Source organism: Bacillus sp. GbtcB10 (assembly GCF_019091365.1).
Taxonomy (GTDB): domain Bacteria; phylum Bacillota; class Bacilli; order Bacillales; family Bacillaceae; genus Bacillus; species Bacillus altitudinis.
Map to the genome: position 1 here is coordinate 17,413 of NZ_JAGXJP010000004.1, position 17,610 is coordinate 35,022.

At 41.3% G+C, this 17,610-nt stretch carries 34 protein-coding genes; all 34 read left to right on the plus strand.

The features are described from left to right. Positions 1–52: 52 nt before the first annotated feature. The 34 genes from KVT11_RS14955 to KVT11_RS15110 all read left to right on the plus strand — a co-directional run bounded on the left by KVT11_RS14955 (position 53) and on the right by KVT11_RS15110 (position 17,523). Positions 53–622 carry a helix-turn-helix domain-containing protein gene (locus tag KVT11_RS14955; RefSeq protein ID WP_210552150.1) on the plus strand — a complete coding sequence of 190 codons (570 nt, stop codon included), beginning with the start codon at positions 53–55 and terminating at the stop codon, positions 620–622. After that, a complete protein-coding gene (locus KVT11_RS14960) occupies positions 619–897 on the plus strand; it encodes a YqaH family protein (protein WP_217609023.1) in 279 nt (92 codons plus the stop codon). The genes KVT11_RS14955 and KVT11_RS14960 overlap by 4 nt, the downstream gene beginning before the upstream one ends. Positions 898–1,099: 202 nt before the next feature. Beyond that, entirely contained in the window at positions 1,100–1,279 is a 180-nt protein-coding gene (locus tag KVT11_RS14965) for a hypothetical protein (protein WP_217609024.1), read from the plus strand. 2 nt (positions 1,280–1,281) lie between these two features. Next, positions 1,282–2,232 (plus strand): YqaJ viral recombinase family nuclease, encoded by a 951-nt coding sequence (locus KVT11_RS14970; protein ID WP_217609025.1) that lies wholly within the window; start codon positions 1,282–1,284, stop codon positions 2,230–2,232. Continuing rightward, complete coding sequence (recT, locus tag KVT11_RS14975) at positions 2,225–3,097, plus strand: recombination protein RecT (protein WP_217609026.1); 873 nt, start codon at positions 2,225–2,227, stop codon at positions 3,095–3,097. Before KVT11_RS14970 ends, recT begins: the two co-directional genes overlap by 8 nt. Positions 3,098–3,258: 161 nt before the next feature. Continuing rightward, on the plus strand, positions 3,259–3,960 hold the full coding sequence (locus tag KVT11_RS14980; protein WP_217609027.1) for a DnaD domain protein: 702 nt from the start codon (positions 3,259–3,261) through the stop codon (positions 3,958–3,960). Beyond that, positions 3,905–4,735, plus strand: coding sequence for an ATP-binding protein (locus KVT11_RS14985; protein ID WP_217609028.1), 831 nt, complete (start codon positions 3,905–3,907; stop codon positions 4,733–4,735). The genes KVT11_RS14980 and KVT11_RS14985 overlap by 56 nt, the downstream gene beginning before the upstream one ends. A 13-nt stretch (positions 4,736–4,748) precedes the next feature. Beyond that, positions 4,749–4,925 carry a hypothetical protein gene (locus KVT11_RS14990; protein WP_217609029.1) on the plus strand — a complete coding sequence of 59 codons (177 nt, stop codon included), beginning with the start codon at positions 4,749–4,751 and terminating at the stop codon, positions 4,923–4,925. Positions 4,926–5,016: 91 nt separating this feature from the next. Then, entirely contained in the window at positions 5,017–5,211 is a 195-nt protein-coding gene (locus KVT11_RS14995; RefSeq protein WP_217609030.1) for a hypothetical protein, read from the plus strand. A 115-nt stretch (positions 5,212–5,326) separates the two neighbouring features. Beyond that, positions 5,327–5,782: a DUF1064 domain-containing protein gene (locus KVT11_RS15000; RefSeq protein ID WP_217609031.1), complete on the plus strand. Its 456-nt coding sequence runs from the start codon at positions 5,327–5,329 to the stop codon at positions 5,780–5,782. A 4-nt stretch (positions 5,783–5,786) separates the two neighbouring features. After that, positions 5,787–5,912: a hypothetical protein gene (locus tag KVT11_RS21300; protein ID WP_302693585.1), complete on the plus strand. Its 126-nt coding sequence runs from the start codon at positions 5,787–5,789 to the stop codon at positions 5,910–5,912. Further along, the gene (locus KVT11_RS15005; protein ID WP_162842487.1) at positions 5,896–6,051 is read left to right on the plus strand and encodes a hypothetical protein; all 156 of its coding nucleotides are present in this window, start codon (positions 5,896–5,898) and stop codon (positions 6,049–6,051) included. Before KVT11_RS21300 ends, KVT11_RS15005 begins: the two co-directional genes overlap by 17 nt. Positions 6,052–6,124: 73 nt before the next feature. After that, on the plus strand, positions 6,125–6,328 hold the full coding sequence (locus tag KVT11_RS15010; RefSeq protein WP_217609032.1) for an XtrA/YqaO family protein: 204 nt from the start codon (positions 6,125–6,127) through the stop codon (positions 6,326–6,328). A gap of 17 nt (positions 6,329–6,345) precedes the next feature. Continuing rightward, positions 6,346–6,612 (plus strand): hypothetical protein, encoded by a 267-nt coding sequence (locus KVT11_RS15015; protein ID WP_217609033.1) that lies wholly within the window; start codon positions 6,346–6,348, stop codon positions 6,610–6,612. Next, complete coding sequence (locus tag KVT11_RS15020; protein ID WP_217609034.1) at positions 6,609–6,842, plus strand: hypothetical protein; 234 nt, start codon at positions 6,609–6,611, stop codon at positions 6,840–6,842. Before KVT11_RS15015 ends, KVT11_RS15020 begins: the two co-directional genes overlap by 4 nt. After that, positions 6,839–7,087: a hypothetical protein gene (locus KVT11_RS15025; RefSeq protein WP_217609035.1), complete on the plus strand. Its 249-nt coding sequence runs from the start codon at positions 6,839–6,841 to the stop codon at positions 7,085–7,087. Before KVT11_RS15020 ends, KVT11_RS15025 begins: the two co-directional genes overlap by 4 nt. Continuing rightward, positions 7,084–7,923: a phosphoadenosine phosphosulfate reductase domain-containing protein gene (locus KVT11_RS15030; RefSeq protein ID WP_217609036.1), complete on the plus strand. Its 840-nt coding sequence runs from the start codon at positions 7,084–7,086 to the stop codon at positions 7,921–7,923. Before KVT11_RS15025 ends, KVT11_RS15030 begins: the two co-directional genes overlap by 4 nt. 30 nt (positions 7,924–7,953) lie before the next feature. Further along, entirely contained in the window at positions 7,954–8,526 is a 573-nt protein-coding gene (locus tag KVT11_RS15035) for a dUTP diphosphatase (protein WP_217609037.1), read from the plus strand. Beyond that, positions 8,526–8,987: a hypothetical protein gene (locus KVT11_RS15040; RefSeq protein WP_217609038.1), complete on the plus strand. Its 462-nt coding sequence runs from the start codon at positions 8,526–8,528 to the stop codon at positions 8,985–8,987. The genes KVT11_RS15035 and KVT11_RS15040 overlap by 1 nt, the downstream gene beginning before the upstream one ends. Further along, positions 8,984–9,358: a hypothetical protein gene (locus tag KVT11_RS21070; RefSeq protein ID WP_254636500.1), complete on the plus strand. Its 375-nt coding sequence runs from the start codon at positions 8,984–8,986 to the stop codon at positions 9,356–9,358. Before KVT11_RS15040 ends, KVT11_RS21070 begins: the two co-directional genes overlap by 4 nt. Then, positions 9,358–9,951 carry a hypothetical protein gene (locus KVT11_RS15050; protein WP_254636501.1) on the plus strand — a complete coding sequence of 198 codons (594 nt, stop codon included), beginning with the start codon at positions 9,358–9,360 and terminating at the stop codon, positions 9,949–9,951. Before KVT11_RS21070 ends, KVT11_RS15050 begins: the two co-directional genes overlap by 1 nt. Further along, positions 9,948–10,373 (plus strand): hypothetical protein, encoded by a 426-nt coding sequence (locus KVT11_RS15055; RefSeq protein ID WP_217609039.1) that lies wholly within the window; start codon positions 9,948–9,950, stop codon positions 10,371–10,373. Before KVT11_RS15050 ends, KVT11_RS15055 begins: the two co-directional genes overlap by 4 nt. A gap of 11 nt (positions 10,374–10,384) precedes the next feature. After that, positions 10,385–10,612, plus strand: a complete 228-nt coding sequence (locus KVT11_RS15060; protein ID WP_173408294.1) for a hypothetical protein — start codon at positions 10,385–10,387, stop codon at positions 10,610–10,612. 4 nt (positions 10,613–10,616) lie between these two features. Next, positions 10,617–10,799 carry a hypothetical protein gene (locus KVT11_RS15065; RefSeq protein WP_217609040.1) on the plus strand — a complete coding sequence of 61 codons (183 nt, stop codon included), beginning with the start codon at positions 10,617–10,619 and terminating at the stop codon, positions 10,797–10,799. After that, positions 10,786–10,929 (plus strand): hypothetical protein, encoded by a 144-nt coding sequence (locus KVT11_RS15070; RefSeq protein ID WP_217609041.1) that lies wholly within the window; start codon positions 10,786–10,788, stop codon positions 10,927–10,929. The genes KVT11_RS15065 and KVT11_RS15070 overlap by 14 nt, the downstream gene beginning before the upstream one ends. A gap of 89 nt (positions 10,930–11,018) precedes the next feature. Further along, entirely contained in the window at positions 11,019–11,141 is a 123-nt protein-coding gene (locus tag KVT11_RS21305; RefSeq protein ID WP_302693595.1) for a hypothetical protein, read from the plus strand. Between the two features lie 9 nt (positions 11,142–11,150). Next, the gene (locus tag KVT11_RS15075) at positions 11,151–11,639 is read left to right on the plus strand and encodes a sigma-70 family RNA polymerase sigma factor (RefSeq protein WP_217609042.1); all 489 of its coding nucleotides are present in this window, start codon (positions 11,151–11,153) and stop codon (positions 11,637–11,639) included. Between the two features lie 3 nt (positions 11,640–11,642). Beyond that, complete coding sequence (locus tag KVT11_RS15080) at positions 11,643–12,098, plus strand: sigma-70 family RNA polymerase sigma factor (RefSeq protein ID WP_217609043.1); 456 nt, start codon at positions 11,643–11,645, stop codon at positions 12,096–12,098. A 152-nt stretch (positions 12,099–12,250) separates the two neighbouring features. Continuing rightward, a complete protein-coding gene (locus KVT11_RS15085; protein WP_217609044.1) occupies positions 12,251–12,799 on the plus strand; it encodes a hypothetical protein in 549 nt (182 codons plus the stop codon). Between the two features lie 128 nt (positions 12,800–12,927). Continuing rightward, positions 12,928–13,095 carry a hypothetical protein gene (locus tag KVT11_RS15090; protein ID WP_165378732.1) on the plus strand — a complete coding sequence of 56 codons (168 nt, stop codon included), beginning with the start codon at positions 12,928–12,930 and terminating at the stop codon, positions 13,093–13,095. A 48-nt stretch (positions 13,096–13,143) separates the two neighbouring features. Further along, entirely contained in the window at positions 13,144–13,863 is a 720-nt protein-coding gene (terS, locus tag KVT11_RS15095; RefSeq protein WP_217609045.1) for a phage terminase small subunit, read from the plus strand. Further along, on the plus strand, positions 13,850–15,154 hold the full coding sequence (locus KVT11_RS15100; protein WP_217609046.1) for a PBSX family phage terminase large subunit: 1,305 nt from the start codon (positions 13,850–13,852) through the stop codon (positions 15,152–15,154). The genes terS and KVT11_RS15100 overlap by 14 nt, the downstream gene beginning before the upstream one ends. A 19-nt stretch (positions 15,155–15,173) precedes the next feature. Continuing rightward, on the plus strand, positions 15,174–16,628 hold the full coding sequence (locus KVT11_RS15105; protein WP_217609047.1) for a phage portal protein: 1,455 nt from the start codon (positions 15,174–15,176) through the stop codon (positions 16,626–16,628). Further along, positions 16,609–17,523 carry a phage minor head protein gene (locus KVT11_RS15110; protein WP_217609048.1) on the plus strand — a complete coding sequence of 305 codons (915 nt, stop codon included), beginning with the start codon at positions 16,609–16,611 and terminating at the stop codon, positions 17,521–17,523. The genes KVT11_RS15105 and KVT11_RS15110 overlap by 20 nt, the downstream gene beginning before the upstream one ends. Positions 17,524–17,610 lie beyond the last annotated feature (87 nt).

Consider the following 17,610-nt stretch of genomic DNA (forward strand, 5'->3'; position numbering starts at 1 on the left):
CCCTTCATTAATATTTTAACAACAAAAACTGAATAAAAAAGGATGAGAACAAATGGCGAACAGCCCTTATAATGTTGCCAATTTAAGTAAGTGGATGCATATGAAACGAAAGGAAGTAGGTCTTTCACAATACTCGATGGGTAAACTACTTGGCGGGAGGGATCAGAAGTATGTTTCAAACATTGAAAATGGAATTGCTCCACTTACTCCTGAAATATGCATTCGATGGTTTGAGGTTTGCGGTGCCTATGAACATATTGATCTTGTACATTTCATTTTTAAGCTTCACCCTATGGCAGCCGCACCAATTGATCCCGCCCTAAATGATTGTGCTCATAAAGCGCTCATAAATCTTGTTCATGAAATGGAAGATGCCAAGCAAGCAACCAAAGAGCTTGCGGAGTGGTTGAACAACACCAGACCAGGCAAACAGTCCGAGCTTCCGATGCAGGCTATCAAGCAAATATATGACCTGACACAAGCAAACAAAACGCTCATGTACTCAATGTCGAGGGAGTTTGGTTTGAAGATACAAGACCTAACTGAGAAATGGTCTAAAAAGGCCATTGTAGCAGAGGTAGCAATGCACAAAAGGCAAGATAGGGAGGCTGTACTAGCATGATTGAAAAACAATTCATTAAAGAAGATGTTCCTGTGGCAAAGGTAAAGATTCAAAGCGCAGAAGAGCTTATGCTTCTTGCTCACCAAGCACTAAAGGATGGTGACTATGACGAACTTGCAAGTATAGCTGGAAGCATTAGAACTATTAGCGAGGATCTTGTACGGATGAATAATTTATGGAAATTAATTGAAGTCGCATCGAAGTTACAGAAAAAAAGTGGTGTACGTCTTGAGCTTGTTACACGCACTGAAAGGACTGAAACAATTGAATATTGAGCACCCGATGATCACACAGATTAATAGTTTTGGTTATCCGAAGAGTCATTGGAAAGACGAGCAAGAAAGAGACGGTTACGAAGAGGAAGACGAAGACAAATAAAAAAACCCGCTTGGCATAGCGAGTTTTAAGGTGTACTGCTTCTGATTGGTACAGACAGTATACCAAATCTTTTACAAAAATTCAATGGAGGTATACACGATGTCAAAATATCAAATCAGCTTTGACCATCGCCGTGAAGCGCAGGAGCGTTTAGAGCAGACAGGCGGTTGGATCGACTACAAAAAAGGACAACCTGTGTTCAACTTTCCGAACGCAGCAGCTAAACAAAAATACATTCAATTGGGGCAGGCGGCATATCGCCAAAAGGTAGGTATGTAGCCATGCAAGCGAAGGTCCTTATCTCAACGGAGAAGATGACAGAAGAGCAATGGCTTGAGGCTAGACGTGCAGGTATAGGCGGTTCAGATGCCGCTGCCATTGCTGGAATGAGTAGATGGAGATCACCCGTTTCAGTTTACTTGGATAAATTGGGCCAGTCACCAAAGGAAGATGAAGCGGGAGAAGCCGCATATTGGGGGCATGTACTCGAAGAAGTGGTCGCAAGAGAGTTTAGCAACCGCACTGGAAAGAAGGTCCGACGAAAAAAGGCTATATTACAACACCCTCTATATCCTTTCATGCTTGCCAACGTTGATAGATTAATTGTTGGTGAAAATGTGGGGCTTGAATGTAAAACGGCATCTGAATACTTGAAAGAAGAATGGACAGGGGAAGAGATTCCAGACGCTTATCTGATCCAGTGCCAGCATTACATGGCTGTGACGGGTTATAAAGCATGGTGGATTGCAGTTCTGATCGGCGGAAACAAGTTCATTTATAAAAAAGTCGATCGTGACGAGGAATTGATAGGTTATTTGATTCAGATTGAAAAAGATTTTTGGGAGAATCACGTTCAAAAGCAAGAGCCGCCAATGTTTGACGGTTCAGAGTCATCAACAGAATTGCTTAATCACATGTACCCCATTGGAATTGACGAGGAAACAAGCCTGCCTTTAAAAGCGGATGAAATCATAGTCCGACTAAAAAGCGCAAAAGAAGAAAAGAAAGAAATTGATGAACGAATTAAAGCGGATGAAAACCAACTCAAGTCCATGCTAGGAGACAACGAAATCGGTCTTGCTACTAAACATCGGGTGACTTGGAAGACCATTCAAACAAACCGCTTTGATACAAAGAAGTTCGCCAGTGAACATCCTGAATTATTTGAGGAATTCAGCGAGACAAAGCCGCAGAGAAGATTTTATGTAAAGGAGAGCGTAGACAATGGCTAAAAACGAAGATATTCGGAATCAGCTGGCAAACAAAGCAGTCAATAACGTCCAGCAGCAGGAGGAGAAACCCAAAACAATTGCTGACTACCTAGCTTCAATGCAGCCGGAATTACAAAAGGCGTTGCCTGAACACATGACACCTGAAAGACTCACAAGAATCGCTCTAACGACAATCAGAAGTAACCCGCAATTACAACAATGTTCACCCGCTTCATTGTTGGGGGCTGTCATGCAGTCTGCACAACTAGGATTAGAACCTGGATTAATAGGTCATTGCTATTTTGTTCCTTTCAACAAAAAGATCAAGGGGCAAAATGGTGAGAAGGATAAGTGGACGAAAGAAGTTCAGTTCATCATCGGATATAAGGGCATGATCGACCTTGCTAGACGTTCTGGTCATATAGAAAGTATCTATTCTCATGTGGTTTATGAAAAGGATCAATTCGAGTATGAACTAGGGTTAAATCCAAAGTTAGTTCATAAGCCAGCAACAGGGCATAGAGGTGAAATGACTCATGTATATGCAGTTGCTCATTTTAAAGATGGTGGCTATCAATTCGAGGTTTTCAGCAAAGAAGATGTTGAGGCTGTTCGTGAACGAAGCAAGTCAAAGGATAGTGGCCCGTGGCAAACAGATTATGAAGAAATGGCAAAAAAAACTGTCATTCGCCGCATGTGGAAGTACCTGCCTATCAGTATTGAAATACAACAATATGCAGCGCAAGACGAAACGGTACGAAAAGATATTACCCAAGAAGCAAAGTCAGTTTATGACGAGGAAGTCCTTGATATGCCGTACAGTGTAGAACAAACAGAAAGCCCGAATACGGAGCAAGCCGATGAAAACCGAAGCCCATTTGATTAAGGTTCCTATTCCTTTTTGTTACACATGGATGGTCAAAGGCACTTCCGATCCTTTCAAATTAGCAGAAGACTATGTGAAAGATTACATCAAGACTAATGAGCCTGATATGCGCTTTGTTCGCATACAGGGCTTGTATGCATTATGTGAAAGGAGGTAGGGGCTTGAACTACCTGAAAGAAATAAACGGCTTCATGAGATTCCTTGAAACAACAGAACTAAAACCCGCCACTCAAGCATTGTGGTTTCATCTAATGGATATTAACAACGGTTGTTCGTGGAAAGATTGGTTCACGGTGCCAAACAGTCGCCTTTATTCAAGGTTAGGAGTCAGTGAAAAGACTATGATTGAGCACCGTAAAATCTTGATAGAACATGGCCGTATCGAGTACAAGCCTAAAGGTAAATCAGCGGGCAGTTATCGCATCGTAAGTCTTGAGACTAAAACGAGCATCGCCCCTGTACCTGATGAAGAACCTGAAAAGCCAAAAGAAGAAAAACCAACACGACAGGAGGACAAGCCAATGAACCCATTTGAATTTTACGAAAGCCACTTCGGCGGCACTTTAAATAGCTTTGTAAGTCAGCAAATTGGTGACCTGATAGACGATTTTGGAGAAGGAAACGTGATTAAAGCAATGGAGGTCACTTTGAAAAACGGCGTTCAGAACATCAAATATGTTCAGCGGGTCCTTTCAAATCAGCGGGCACAAGAAGGAGTGAACAAAGATGCAGAGTATGGGCGATACCTTAAAGTCGTTGGAGAAAGCAAATCCAGCACTAGCGAAGAGACTGAGAGGTTACAAGAAATTGCAAGAAGAAAAGGTCTATCCGGTCAGGTACGAGACACTCACTGTGATTTCTGAACAACATTGCATGTATGGAAAATGCGATGGGTCGGGGTTGATCTGGATTATTGATCATGAGGAAAACAAAGAATTTATGAAAGAGTGTCCGTGCAAAGAAGTGAAAAAGCTCTCAAATAGGCTTATGAATGCAAGATTACCCGAAGAGTTCAAAGACGCTTCTCTAAACTCTTTTGATATCAATGTTTATGAAAAACCCGAATCCAAAGAGCGAGCAGCCAATGCAAAAAGGGTTGCTAAAAACTACATTTTGAAATTTGAAAAGATGCGGGAGTTAGGAAAAGGCTTGTATTTCTTTAGTGAAGAGAAAGGAAGCGGAAAAACAAGGCTTGCTGCTAGTATTCTTCACGCAATAACAAAGGTCTACGACAAAAAAGAAGAAAAGCCACTCAAAATCATCTATTCGTCTACAGCTGATCTGATAGGAGAAATAAAAAGCACGTTTGATATTGAATCGAAGGTGAAAAGCACCGACATTATGGATGCTGTCAAGACAGCTGATCTTGTTGTCCTAGATGATATCGGAGTGGAAAATGTAACAAAATTTGTCGAAGAAACCTTCACCCGTATTCTTGATTATCGACTTCAATACAAGAAGCCTACGATCATTACAAGTAATTTAAGTATAGATGATCTTGACACAATCTATAAAAGTGGTCGGGTGAGTAGCAGGGTTGAAAAACTGGCTTTCCCTGTGATTATGCCGGATGAAAAGATTCGTAAAAAGATAGCGCAAAAAGAAAATGAAGAACTGCTTTTGGAACTATACGAGTAAAGGAGAATGTCAGATGTGCAACACATGCAACGGCGAGAGGGTCGTCATAGGAGAAACTTCATTTATGGCTGGCTACTATCCATGTCCTGAATGTAACACTACAGGACGCAAACAGAGCCTAAAGCCAGTCATCGAAATGCTAGACAGAATGTTAGTCGAAGCAAGAGCACTAGATGGAAAGACAGCATGAAGACGATGGCCGCACTAATCACTATAGCTTTCACGGCATCATCAAGAGAAAGGAAGCTCCTGCAATGGCTGCGGGATGACGGGAGGTAACCATGTTATCACACGATGAAATACTTTCTAGCAAAGGATCAATGCTAATTATTACTGGTTTAACAGCTTTGATTGAAGAAGAAGGTATGACACCACATTCAGCGATGGATCACATTAGACAAATAGAGGCTTCTATTTTTCCTGCTCTTAATGAAATCCATAGACAATCAAAGGCAGTTGAAACTGACAAAAAATGAACCACAGCATCATGTCTTTACTAAAAAGAACTGACTTAACTGAATCAGAAAAATCAAAGCTCGTTGCCGAACTGAAAAAGCACTTCCAGCAACGGAAAGCGAGGATCAACAAAACATGTCCAATAAATACGGCGCACGCAAAACGGTAGTAGACGGCATCACCTTCGACAGTAAGGCAGAAGCCAAATACTATGAGCATCTTAAATGGCTCAAGCAAGCCAAGCAGATAAAAGATTTTTCATTGCAACCACGCTTCCTGCTGCAAGAAGCATTCAAAAAGAACGACAAGACTTTTCGGAAGATTGAATATATTGCAGACTTCGAGATCACTAAAATCGATGGATCAAAAGAAATAATCGACATCAAAGGCATGGAAACAAAAGAGTTCGCCATCAAGCGAAAGCTGTACGAACGCAAATTTGATACGCCGCTAAAAGTCATTGCTTTTGATCGGTCGTTTGGATTCATCGAACTGGACAAACTCAAAAAGCTGAAAAGGAAGGCGGGGAAACCAACTGTTAAACGTGGTAATAGCAGACGATCGTCCGTTGTGGGTAAGGCAGGAAGATAAGCTTATGGCCTGTATGACACGTTGTTCGCAGTTCAAACAATGCTCAAGCCGCTTTGGATCTGATTGCAAACGAATGGGCGGCATTGAAATACCGAAGATTGGAGGGAGAAAACATGAGCGGAAAGCCTAACAACCCATATGCTGCGGGTCCAGTCATCGAGTGGAAGATGACTAAAGAAGAGCTTGAGGCATATCTAGCAAAACATCCTATCGTTTACCGAGAAGAACTAAAACCGTCACCATCATACCAAATGGACAAATGGGCATAAAAAAACACCGAAGCCGCTGCTCCAGTGCTAATTAAATCTCACACTTTAATTATAACACATGGGGGCGGAGCGGATGAACCAACCATCAGAAATAAAAGATTTTGCTACAACCATTGATCAGAATTTAGAACCTGGGAAGGTCCGCATTATCGTGATTGACGGCAACGAAGGTACTGCCCACATCACAGACGCACCTGAACACGGAAAAACAATCATTCAAACGGCCAAAGGTCACTTTGCGAGAGTTGACCATGAAATAGGATTCAAGATCAAATAATCGGAGGTTGAGAGATTATGAGTGTTTCAATTACTACTTCTTCAAAAGTTGAGTTAACTAAAGAACAAGCCAAGGCAGTAGAAGCAGGCGTGAAATATTACGAATCACACGGGATGGACCGTGGCGTTAGATTAAATAGATTGTTTGTATTTGAACATTGGTTAGTAAAAAGAGGTGATACACCACCGTGGGAACTATTATTCAAACCTTTAAATGATGTTGATCCGCATGACTTAATGAGTGCTTTAACAAATGGCTATGTGGTGAAGGAGGAGCAACAATGAGTCTACCAAAAGAGCAAGAATGTCCATATTGCAATTTAACGGAAGACGATGCTTATGCCAATTGGAACGGAGAAGATAACGATGGCTGGGTTGAGTGTTCTTCTTGTGAAAAGAAATATTATGCAATGCCTCAATATCATTTCTTGGGCTTTGAAGTCGAAAAGAAATGCGAATCGTGTGGGGAACGTGAAAGCGAATGTTTTTGTGATGATGAGGAGGATGAGCTATGAGTTTACCAAAACACGTTGAACTGTCGCAGGCAGTCAAAGCCTGCAAAAATCAAGCGATGACGATTGATGATGCAGCTGCTGAAATTAGAGTTCCTGAATTTGTGGTGCCCATGCTGGTACGCAAAAACGATGATCTCGTGATAGAAGGTAATGTGGTCATGGCGAAAAGGGAATCAAACGGGCCTGTCATTCTCACGGTGCTTGGTTTCATGGCGGTCATTGTTATCGCTGGGTTGATGCAATGATTCAACAACAATACGATGACGGAAAAGATCACGTCCATGTCCTATCATATGGCGGCGGCACTCAATCAACTGCATTACTCTTGATGGCTCTAAAGGGTGAGATTAATGGAGTAATACCAGACTACATCATTTTTTCGGATACAGGATGGGAGCCGAAGCACGTTTACAACTGGATCGAGAAAATAAACAAGCATATCAAGGCTACTTACGGCAGGGAAATCATCTTCTGTGATAACGGAAATATTCGTGATGACATTGTAGAAGGTTCCGTGACAGGAAATAGATTCGCAAGCATTCCCTTTTTCACAAAAGATAAGAATGGAGAAATCGGCATCGCCCGCCGCCAGTGTACAAACGAATACAAGATATTACCTGTTAATCGTAAGATCCGTTCTTTGCTTGGGTACAAGCCGAGACAAAGGATTAAAGAAGTTGTCCACCTATGGAAAGGCATAAGCACCGATGAAATACAACGGGTTAAGCCAAGTCGGGAAAGCTGGCAAGTGGCAGAGCATCCTTTGGTCGATGTGGCTTTTATAGATCGGTCACGCTGCATTACATATGTTGAGCGAGAAGGACTTGGTACACCTGCGAAATCTAGCTGTATCGGCTGCCCTTTCCATGACTTCAATGCGTGGCGTGATATGAAAATGAAAGATCAAGAGTCGTGGCAAGATGCGGTGGAAATAGATCGCCTTATTCGGAAACTACCACGATTTAAAAATAATGCTTTCCTGCACAAGTCAGGTAAACCTTTGGAAGAAGTTGATTTTAATGAGGATCAGCTTGATATAGACCACTTTTTGAACGAATGCGAAGGAATGTGCGGAGTATAAAACAGCCTAGCGGCTTAGGAGGAAAAAATAATGAACCTTGAAAAAATGTTTGAAATGCAAGCGGAGTTAGATAACCGCATCATCCGAGAAAAAGGGCTGGAAGGTCAAGACCTGCTGCCCGGACTTATCTTGGCTTTGCAGGTGGAACTAGCGGAGTGTGCTAACGAGTGGCGCGGCTTTAAGTTCTGGAGCAATGACCAGCAGCCACGCACTTGTATCATAAATAAAAAAGGAGAGACATCGAGAGACTACTATAAGAATCCATTGCTAGAAGAATACGTGGACTGCTTGCACTTTATCTTGAGTATTGGGAATCTCACTAAGTATTCAAAAAATAATGATGTTAATGATCTAAAACGAAATACATTGGAAGCCAGCGGAGTAAAAGCATTCCTAGAATTATTTAAAGAAATTACATTTTTTAACGAAGAGCGGAAAGTATCAAAGAATACTATTGGACTAACTCGCATCATGATCTATGAAAGAATATTTTGGAGATTTAACGAACTTGGAATAGCTCTCGGTTTCACACCTGAACAAATCGAAGCCGCATACATGGAAAAAAACGCCGTCAATCATAAGCGGCAGCAGGAGGGTTATTGATGGATATAGTCATCAGATATGTTTTCAAGCACCGAGCAACCGGAAACATTGAAATCAAAATATACTCAATCAGCCAAATAGAAGAACGGTCAGTACAAAAGCTGTCGCCATGCTTCGATGAAACAGAATACGAATTAATCTCTCGTGATTTATGTTTTGACAAAGAAAAAGGCGTGTTCGTTGGAGATTTAATATATGTCACTCAATGGCACGGCAACTATATAGCTTCAGTAGAATTTGGCGAGTATGAACAGGATGGAAGCGGGGATGAATACCCACCATCGAAATGCTTTGGTTTTTATGCCAAAGCGGTGAACCCAACTATTACCGATGAGGAAGGTTTGGAATATGAAATTGTACCGGATTACCTCATACAGAATTCAATGCTCAGACTCGACTCGTACAAGTGCATTGGAAACATCTATCAAAATCCTGATCTTCTAAAGGAGGAAGCACAATGAATGAAAATAACCCAATTGTATATTCAGTCATCGAGAAATTGCATAAGCAGCAAGAAAAGGGCCTGCAAAAGTACGGGGTTTTTGTCAAAACTTCTTCCCACGACTTAAAAGGATGGTTGCAGCACGGACTTGAAGAAACGTTGGATCTGGCGACATATCTTGAAACGGCAATTCAGTTGCTAGAGGAACAAAAACAGGCTTTTCAAGCTCGTTATGATCATCATATCTCACAAAAATACGAAGCAATGGCAGGTTTTTATGATGGGTGGAGCAGTAGCGCAGATGCTAGAAATCACCACGCATTGAGCGCAAGCCTTGTTTATCAAGACGCTTTGACAGCAGGCTTTAGATTGAAAACGGAGGGTGAATGATGGCCAAAACCGATCTAACATTAGAACTTGAAGATCAAATCCACTTGAAAACATATAAAAACGGCGGCATGAAAAGCGAGTTCGGTTTGTTCGAGGTGACTATTGGCTTTAATGATGGCAGACCAGGTTATGAGCGAATTGATTATCTTACCTACGATACAAAAGGTGTTTGGCGGTGTTACGAAATCAAGGTATCTCTTTCGGATTTTAGGTCCAGTGCGAAAAAGAGCTTTGTTGGTCATTACAACTATTATGTGCTCACAAAGGAGCTTTACGAAAAGGTAAAAGATGAAATCCCTAGTCACATTGGCGTTTACATCGGTTCCAATTGCATGAAAAGAGCGAAACGCCAAGAGCTTACAGTAGATGAGAACGTTCTAAAAGAGGCGTTCATGCGAGCAGGTGCTAGGGATGCTGACAAGTTGTATAGAGGTAATAGTCCTATGCAGCTTATGGAGGCTGAACGAAAAATGAAAAATATCAAAAGACAAAAGGATATAACCTATCAAGAATTGAGAGCGTTAGAGGACAAGCTCCGCAAGCGTTTCGGGGTTAAATGGGAAGACGAGTTAGATAAGGAGGTTTCAGTATGAAAAAACTACTAATCACACTAATTATTATTATTGCGGCGGTGCTTTATGCGCCGTCTGCTCAAGCAGTATGGTCTAACTGGCAAACTGAGGGATATGGTCATCAAGCGAGAGTCTTTACGGATGACACCAATTACTATGCAGGTGCATCTACCGTTGATTGGAGAGCGGAAAAGAAAGGATCAGGAACACTTTACTACACCGCTGGCGTTTACAAAAAGAGATCCAATGGCGGATTAACAGATACTAATCTAGTGCAAAGGGGCAGCTTCAAAGCAGCCACGCCTCTAAAGTCGTTTAGTGTTAAAGAAATTCGCAAGCGTACCGGCAAAGGAACATACGTGATCCAGCTGGACTGCTACACGGATTCAGCAAAAAAGAAGTATATCGGAACGTTTGAATCCGTTAAATTCAATATTCGATAGGAGGTAGCGGAATGAAGCACGAGTTGAAACTTGGAGACATACTAGAAGATTTTTATGGTAATACAAGCATGGGCAAATACCTAGTTGCAAAGCTATACTTCGGGGAAATGTTCGGATATAAATACGCTTTAGTCAGCCTAAATGGTGAAGGTGTCGCAAACGGATTCCATGATAGTTTACAGGAATTACAAGACCACCCGTACATCGGATCAATGGTTCATTACAAGGATTGGAGGTAGCGGAATGACAGCAGAAGACTTGCACAGCTACTATTGTGAGGATTGCGAAGAGTGGACATATCTTGAAACATTAGAGCATCCAGGTGAAGTCCATTGTGCATATTGCGGGGTTGCTGATGTTAATATCAGCCCAGCCGATTATGAAAAACTCAAAGAATGGGTGAAGATATGTAATGAATCAGTATAGAGTGTATGACGACAGAACAGATGAAACACTGTTCAAATCATCTAAAGAGGATTGTCTCTTTTTCATCAAATGGAATTATGAAGAGGATGACGATGATTTTGAACACATTTTTATAGAGTCAATTAAATAAGTCCAAGACGGAGAGCCTGCGGACACTGATCAACACCTTTTAAGGGTGCTGGTTGGTGTCCGTTTTTTATTTGTCGGAAAGGAGCAGCCATGAAGAAGGAAAAACCGAAAAAACTACCGCAGGAGCTTACAGAAAGAGAGATACGTGAGCTTATGGGGCAAAACATGCAGCGGTTAAAAAGAGCCAAAGGCGGGGCGTACAAGCGTAAATAGGAGGAAACCATGAACGAATTGATTCTTGAGTATAAACGAACGTTGAAAGATACAAAAAGAAGATATGAGCAGATGGAGGAAACTGATCCAAGCCGCAAGATTTTCAGTGCGATGATAAATGATCTTGAGTACGTTGTGAAATGGTTGTCCACTGGTAGGCAGCCAGAAGCAAAACGAGCGATTGACCGAAGATCCGTTTATCAACGTACTGTGTTTGCTTCACCAGAAGTGCTTGAGGCTTTAGCGAATGATTATAAAATCGTGAAAGAGTCACCACGAACAGTCAGTGATGAAGATAAAAGGTTGCTTGAGTACGCCTTATCTACCCTTACACAAAAGCAAAAAGAAATGTATCTCTCGCATGTTGCTGACGGTAATTCACTAGATAAGATCGCAAATCTCATGGGAGTTAGCAAAGGAACGGTTCAAAAAACTGTATATAGAGCAAAGAAAAAGATTGCTATTCAACTAGATTTAATACGATCGAAGGGAGCATGAACCATGAACAAAAAAGAGATTGAAGGACTCATTCGCAATTATCCGTGGATGGCAAAAGAGGTTCAACGGCTCCAGCGTGTTATATATGGTACTGACATCCCTATGCGAAGTTGGGGTGTGGCGCAATACGGTATCGAGGCAACTCTTCCAAAGGGGAGCAAAGGAAAGAGCCAAGCTGAATTGCGTGACATGGATTTACGAGAAGAAAGGCTTTATAAGCGGCTATGTAAGTTTGAAGAGCGGGTGTATGCAATAGAAACAGCAGCAAGCAAGATAGAAGGAGAGAAAAACAGAGTGGTCTATGACTGCATGATGGAGGGTATGAGTTATCGGGCTATTGGACTTCACTTGGGGCTGTCTCGTGAAAAGGTACGGCAAATGAAAGATAATATCATCGACCAATTATGCCAATATTGCCACTTTGTGCACTTGTTGAAAGACGAAAAATCCGTAGTGTAAAATGGAAGGCAGGACGGGGAGGCACAATTTCCCGTGTCACCACAAATTAATATATTTTCACTTGCTCTTGCGAGCTTGGGATTCGTTCGACAAATTTTGCGAATGGTTCCATGATCTCGCTTTCTGCCGATAAAAAGGTGGGAGGGGATAGTATGGATAATAAAGAAAGAGCAATTGAAATATTTGAGATTGAAATCCAAAGACAATGCGTTATCTTTTTTTCATCTGATGAATATTTGAAGGAATGTTTTAATCCAGAGAAGAGAGTTCAAACACAAAATATCTGGTACCACGTTCAATCTTTTCTAACTTCCTCAGCAAACATTTCAAGACTATTATGGGGAAGTTACACTAAGGATTATGCCAAAAATAAACTTAGGAAAGAGCTGAGGAAAGAACTAAGAGAAAAGCTTGATGTCTCTGAAGGCTCTACTTTAAGAAGTAGAAAAATGAGAAACTTATTTGAACATTTTGATGAGCATATAGAAGAATGGGCAACTCAACCTAATTCTTATTCTAATTATGTAGATTCAAATATTGGACCGAAATCAGCTATAAGTGTTGAGGGTTTAAATGAGAATCAATATCTGAGACACTTTGATCCTAGTACAGGCATAATTACATATCAAAGCTATGAATATGATATGAATGAAATAGCAAATGAAATTTATAAAATTTATACAGAAAACTTCGCAAAGTAGGCACCCGTTTGGGGTGCTTTTTTTGTTCCCTGCAAACTGCTTCCGGTGAAGAATCTCTATAAAAAGTATCGGCTTAAAGGTAGAGTGCGGCGGCAGTTTAGAGCGAATAAATTAAAGGAGTGAATGACATGACAACGGAACCGCCTTTAGGTGTTATTCCTAAGTGGCTACATGATGAACGTAGAACAGAAGATATAGCAGCAGCTATTGAACGAAGAATATCAGCAAGGTCAGAAATTCCTCTTGAGTGGTTTGAAGAGTACAACAACCTCATCAAGCACCAAGTTAAAAAATAAAGATCCCGAAACAAACACGAATCAGAAGGAGGCGGCAGGTGAATGTAAATGGAATCGAAGCACATTCAGGCGGAGAAAGATTACGTCAAAGGTATGAAATACAAGGACCTTGCCGAGAAATACGGGGTGTCGATCAACACCATAAAATCATGGAAAAAGCGGCATGGTTGGGAAAGAAAAAAGGGTGCACCCAAAAGAAAAAGTGTGCACACAAAAAAGGGTGGTCAACCCGGTAACGTTAATGCGTTAGGTAATAGCGGGGGAGCAGCACCAATACGAAACCAAAACGCAAAGACGCATGGATTTTATTCAAAGCACATGCCAGCAGAAGCGTTTGAGATCATGCAGGACATTCAGGAGTTTTCCCCTGTTGATTTACTTTGGGAACAAATACAAATTCAGTTCACAGCAATTGTAAGAGCGCAGAAGATCATGTTTGTCGAGAATAAGGATGAAATGATCAAAGAGCTGAAAAAGAAAAAATCAGTTGTTTCAGATTCAGCTGACATCGAAGAAGAGGAATACGAGTTTCAATTCGCTTGGGATCGTCATGCTACATTCCTAAACGCTCAATCTAGGGCAATGTCTGAGCTTAGGGGCTTAATAAAGCAATTCGACAACATAGCCCATGAAAAAGACGAAAGACGGCTTAAACTGGAGCAGATGCGCTTGAACATTGATAAAACAAAAGCCGAAGTCGAGAAAATGGAATTAGGTGACGTTGCACCAGTTTACATTGTTGATGATATAGGTGATGACGATGATTAAAGTATCGGAAGTGTTGGCACCGGCATTTCGTGAGTTTTGGAGATACAGAAGAGCAAAAGAGCATCTTCATTACGTTCTAAAGGGCGGACGTGCTTCTGGTAAATCATTCAGCGTGGGTAATGGTGTGGTAACAGATATTATTGAATACCCTGTTTCCGCTCTCGTGCTGCGTAAAGTACAGAATACGCTTGTTAAATCAGTTTTCGCACAGATAAAGCAAGCAACGGTAACGCTTGGTGTCTCTCATCTATTCAAGTTTGTTCCTTCTAGGTTAGAGATCATATACAAGCCAAGAGGGAACAAGATATATTTTGCAGGTGCTGATGATCCTGAAAAGCTCAAATCAATCAAAGACGCTGATTTTCCAATCGGTGTCATGTGGATAGAAGAGCTTGCAGAATTTAAGTCAGATGAGGAAGTAAGCACCATCATGAACTCCGTTCTACGTGAAGAACTAACACACAAAATAAAGACAGAGAACCCACGTAAACGAGCAGGGAAGTTTGATTATACGTTCTATTACACTTATAACCCGCCAAAGCGTAAGCAAAATTGGGTTAACAAGAAGTATGAAACGTCATTCCCTGCTGAGAACACGTATATTCATCATTCAACTTATTTAGACAACCCGCATCTATCAAAAGCGTTTATTAATGAGGCTGAGGAAACTAAAGCCAAAAACGAAAAGAAGTATAGATGGGAATATCTTGGGGAAGCGATCGGAACTGGCGTTGTTCCATTCGATAACCTTCAAATCAAGAAAGGCAGCATAACTGATGATATGGTCCGCTCCTTTGACAATATACGTCAAGGCGTTGACTTTGGTTATGGTCCAGATCCGCTTGCTTTCGTCAGATGGCATTATGACAAGAAGCGAAGCAAAATATATGCACTTGATGAATTATATGATCACAAAGTTTCTAACAGAGAACTAGCAAAGTGGATTAAATCAAAAGGCTATGAAAGCAACGAGATCACAGCCGATAGTGCTGAACCCAAAAGCATTGACGAGCTGAAAAAGGAACACGGCATTAGAAGGGTTTCAGGAGCAAAGAAAGGCCCTGACTCGGTTCAATATGGTGAGGAATGGCTTGGTGACTTAGATGAAATAGTCATTGATCCATTAAGAACACCAAATTTAGCCCGTGAATTTGAGAACATTGATTATCAAACAGATAAAGACGGCAACCCTAAACCACGCCTTGAGGATAAAGACAATCACTCTATTGATGCGACTAGATACGCATTTGAGCGTGATATGAAACAATCTGGCGTAAGGGTGCTCACTTGATTAGAAAGGGGGAATGATCATGTACCCAACATCGCCAACGCATACAGAAGAGCTGCTTAAAATCATAGAGGACAGCGCAGAAACTTCCGACAATATGCCTGATACAACCATCCTTCAAAAGATGATTGATAAACATGCTGTGGAGCGGGATCAGATGCTCGAAGGTGTCGCTTATTATTTGAACCAAGCGGACATTAAGAAACGCAAACGTTATTACTATAAACATGGCGTTAAAATGGTTGATACTGATAAGCCGAACAATCGGATCTCTCACAACTGGCATAAGCTGCTTGTTCAGCAAAAGGTTCAGTACCTTTTAGGGAAACCTATCACCTTCAATGCAGAAGAAGAAAGGTTTCTTGAAGTTGTGAATGATTTTATAGACGAAGATTTTGATGACTGTATGCAGGAGATTCTTAAAAACGCCAGCAACAAGGGTAAAGAGTGGCTCCATCCATTTGTTGATGAAGAAGGTAACTTTGATTATCTTCGCATTCCAGCAGAGGAAGTCATACCGGTTTACGATTCAACCAAAAAACGAAGTCTGCTTTATGCTATCCGTTACTACGATGTTAAAAACATTGATGATGAGATCACCCGCAAAGTGGAATTGTACACAGATGAACAGATTTTCTACTATGTAGAGCATAACGGGTCTTTCATTCAAGACTTTGATTATAAAAACAACCCTGAAAGCCATTTCTACGACAAACGAGGGAAAGGTTATGGCTGGGGTAAGGTTCCAATGATCGAGTTTAAGAACAATGAAGAGGGTGTTAGTGACCTTATCTTCTATAAAGACTTGATTGATCAATATAATAACAACATTTCAAATAACGCTAACACGTTTGATGAAATGCAAGACTTAATCTATGTCATTAAAAACTTCGCAGGTCAAGATTTAAACGAGTTCACAACGAATCTACGTCACTATAAGGCTGTGGAAGTGTCTGGTGAAGGCGGTTTAGAAATGAAGAGTGCTGAAATCCCAATGGATAGCGCAAATTCACATCTAGACCGATTAGAAGAGAATATATACCGCTTCGGACAGGGTGTAAACAACAATCCTGACAAAGTGGGAAATTCACCGACCAACGTTGCAATTAAAAATCTATATTCACTCTTAGATTTGAAGGCGAATGAAGCAGAGCGGAAATTCCGGCCAGCTTTAAGCGCCTTTTTTTGGTTCTTCACTGAATATCTAAAAATGACAGGTCAAGGTGAATACGATCCCACGCTCTTACAGATGACATTTAACCGCTCTCGAATGACAAACGAGCTTGAGCAGGTTCAAATGGCGAATCAGAGCACAGATTTAAGCCGAGAAACACGCATTGCGAATCATCCGTGGGTAGATGATGTAGAAGCAGAATTGAAGCGTATTGAGGCAGAGGAAGTCGAATACAGGAACAACATGCCGCCGTTAACTGAGATTGAAACGGGCGGTGATGAAGATGAACCAGAACGAGATTGATAAACTGCTCGATGACATGATCACAGAGGATGCTAAGAAAATTGATGCTGTCTTTGCTAAGAGATTGAAAGAAATTAATCAGCAAATGGCCGCTCTTTTCGCTAAGTATGGAAAAGATGGTTCACTTTCTATGGCGGATCTCAACAAATACAACCGCTTCAAAAAAGAAATGGAGCGGATAACAGAAGAATCAAGCAAAGCATTTAAAACGGTTCTTATCATTGTAGAGGCGCTGGCTGCCAAGCAGTTTCTTGAGAACTATATGCGGTCTGCTTATCTCTACGAGATAGAAGCAGCGGTGAAAATGGGTTATACGTTGCCAACAACTGCAATGATTCAGCAAGCTATTCTAAACCCGATAGCCGAATTGACTCTATCAGCTTTATATAAGCGGCATCGTGATGATTATGTTCGGCAGATTCAAATATCTATCGCTCAAGGCATTCAAGCGGGTGAGGATTATTCCAAAATTGCCAAGCGTATCGAGAGAAATACAGAATTTGCACGAAAGAAAGCCCGTGACGTGGCGAGAACCGAAGTTCATAGGGTACAGGTATCAGCAAGAATGAAAAGCGCTGAAAAAGCTTCTAAACATGCCGATTTAGAAAAGACTTGGAATTCTACCCTTGACCTAAAAACAAGAGTGGGGCATAGAAAGCTAGATGGGCAGACCGCTAAAAATGGTTTGTTCGTTTCTATTTATGGCGGTATCGGCCCCGCTCCGGGTCACATGAATAATGCCAAAGATGATATAAACTGCCGCTGCACTGTCTCTTTCAAAGTGAATGGCAAAATGCCGGACACAAGAAGAGCAAGAAAAGGCGGTTCGGGAGCGGGCGAGGTCATTCCATACCAAACCTATGAAGAGTGGTACAAAACAATAGAGAACAAATAATGAACTGTCCTGAGCATGACATAAAAAGGCTCTTTTGCTCATTCTAAAGGCTTGGAGCCAAACTAAGCGTAAATCCTGTGCGTGAGG

Excerpts from the sequence above, each read along its gene's own strand:
- terS (WP_217609045.1), top strand. The coding sequence starts at position 13,144 with ATGGAATCGAAGCACATTCAGGCGGAGAAAGATTACGTCAAAGGTATG.
- KVT11_RS15015 (WP_217609033.1), top strand. The coding sequence starts at position 6,346 with ATGAGTGTTTCAATTACTACTTCTTCAAAAGTTGAGTTAACTAAAGAA.
- KVT11_RS15025 (WP_217609035.1), top strand. The coding sequence starts at position 6,839 with ATGAGTTTACCAAAACACGTTGAACTGTCGCAGGCAGTCAAAGCCTGC.
- KVT11_RS15060 (WP_173408294.1), top strand. The coding sequence starts at position 10,385 with ATGAAGCACGAGTTGAAACTTGGAGACATACTAGAAGATTTTTATGGT.
- KVT11_RS14995 (WP_217609030.1), top strand. The coding sequence starts at position 5,017 with ATGTTATCACACGATGAAATACTTTCTAGCAAAGGATCAATGCTAATT.
- KVT11_RS15085 (WP_217609044.1), top strand. The coding sequence starts at position 12,251 with ATGGATAATAAAGAAAGAGCAATTGAAATATTTGAGATTGAAATCCAA.
- KVT11_RS21305 (WP_302693595.1), top strand. The coding sequence starts at position 11,019 with ATGAAGAAGGAAAAACCGAAAAAACTACCGCAGGAGCTTACAGAAAGA.
- KVT11_RS15020 (WP_217609034.1), top strand. The coding sequence starts at position 6,609 with ATGAGTCTACCAAAAGAGCAAGAATGTCCATATTGCAATTTAACGGAA.
- KVT11_RS14955 (WP_210552150.1), top strand. The coding sequence starts at position 53 with ATGGCGAACAGCCCTTATAATGTTGCCAATTTAAGTAAGTGGATGCAT.
- recT (WP_217609026.1), top strand. The coding sequence starts at position 2,225 with ATGGCTAAAAACGAAGATATTCGGAATCAGCTGGCAAACAAAGCAGTC.
- KVT11_RS14970 (WP_217609025.1), top strand. The coding sequence starts at position 1,282 with ATGCAAGCGAAGGTCCTTATCTCAACGGAGAAGATGACAGAAGAGCAA.
- KVT11_RS15010 (WP_217609032.1), top strand. The coding sequence starts at position 6,125 with ATGAACCAACCATCAGAAATAAAAGATTTTGCTACAACCATTGATCAG.
- KVT11_RS15105 (WP_217609047.1), top strand. The coding sequence starts at position 15,174 with ATGTACCCAACATCGCCAACGCATACAGAAGAGCTGCTTAAAATCATA.
- KVT11_RS21300 (WP_302693585.1), top strand. The coding sequence starts at position 5,787 with ATGGCCTGTATGACACGTTGTTCGCAGTTCAAACAATGCTCAAGCCGC.
- KVT11_RS15100 (WP_217609046.1), top strand. The coding sequence starts at position 13,850 with ATGACGATGATTAAAGTATCGGAAGTGTTGGCACCGGCATTTCGTGAG.
- KVT11_RS15050 (WP_254636501.1), top strand. The coding sequence starts at position 9,358 with ATGGCCAAAACCGATCTAACATTAGAACTTGAAGATCAAATCCACTTG.
- KVT11_RS21070 (WP_254636500.1), top strand. The coding sequence starts at position 8,984 with ATGAATGAAAATAACCCAATTGTATATTCAGTCATCGAGAAATTGCAT.
- KVT11_RS14960 (WP_217609023.1), top strand. The coding sequence starts at position 619 with ATGATTGAAAAACAATTCATTAAAGAAGATGTTCCTGTGGCAAAGGTA.
- KVT11_RS14990 (WP_217609029.1), top strand. The coding sequence starts at position 4,749 with ATGTGCAACACATGCAACGGCGAGAGGGTCGTCATAGGAGAAACTTCA.
- KVT11_RS15080 (WP_217609043.1), top strand. The coding sequence starts at position 11,643 with ATGAACAAAAAAGAGATTGAAGGACTCATTCGCAATTATCCGTGGATG.
- KVT11_RS15035 (WP_217609037.1), top strand. The coding sequence starts at position 7,954 with ATGAACCTTGAAAAAATGTTTGAAATGCAAGCGGAGTTAGATAACCGC.
- KVT11_RS15070 (WP_217609041.1), top strand. The coding sequence starts at position 10,786 with ATGAATCAGTATAGAGTGTATGACGACAGAACAGATGAAACACTGTTC.
- KVT11_RS15065 (WP_217609040.1), top strand. The coding sequence starts at position 10,617 with ATGACAGCAGAAGACTTGCACAGCTACTATTGTGAGGATTGCGAAGAG.
- KVT11_RS15000 (WP_217609031.1), top strand. The coding sequence starts at position 5,327 with ATGTCCAATAAATACGGCGCACGCAAAACGGTAGTAGACGGCATCACC.
- KVT11_RS15110 (WP_217609048.1), top strand. The coding sequence starts at position 16,609 with ATGAACCAGAACGAGATTGATAAACTGCTCGATGACATGATCACAGAG.
- KVT11_RS14965 (WP_217609024.1), top strand. The coding sequence starts at position 1,100 with ATGTCAAAATATCAAATCAGCTTTGACCATCGCCGTGAAGCGCAGGAG.
- KVT11_RS15075 (WP_217609042.1), top strand. The coding sequence starts at position 11,151 with ATGAACGAATTGATTCTTGAGTATAAACGAACGTTGAAAGATACAAAA.
- KVT11_RS15040 (WP_217609038.1), top strand. The coding sequence starts at position 8,526 with ATGGATATAGTCATCAGATATGTTTTCAAGCACCGAGCAACCGGAAAC.
- KVT11_RS15005 (WP_162842487.1), top strand. The coding sequence starts at position 5,896 with ATGAGCGGAAAGCCTAACAACCCATATGCTGCGGGTCCAGTCATCGAG.
- KVT11_RS15030 (WP_217609036.1), top strand. The coding sequence starts at position 7,084 with ATGATTCAACAACAATACGATGACGGAAAAGATCACGTCCATGTCCTA.
- KVT11_RS15055 (WP_217609039.1), top strand. The coding sequence starts at position 9,948 with ATGAAAAAACTACTAATCACACTAATTATTATTATTGCGGCGGTGCTT.
- KVT11_RS15090 (WP_165378732.1), top strand. The coding sequence starts at position 12,928 with ATGACAACGGAACCGCCTTTAGGTGTTATTCCTAAGTGGCTACATGAT.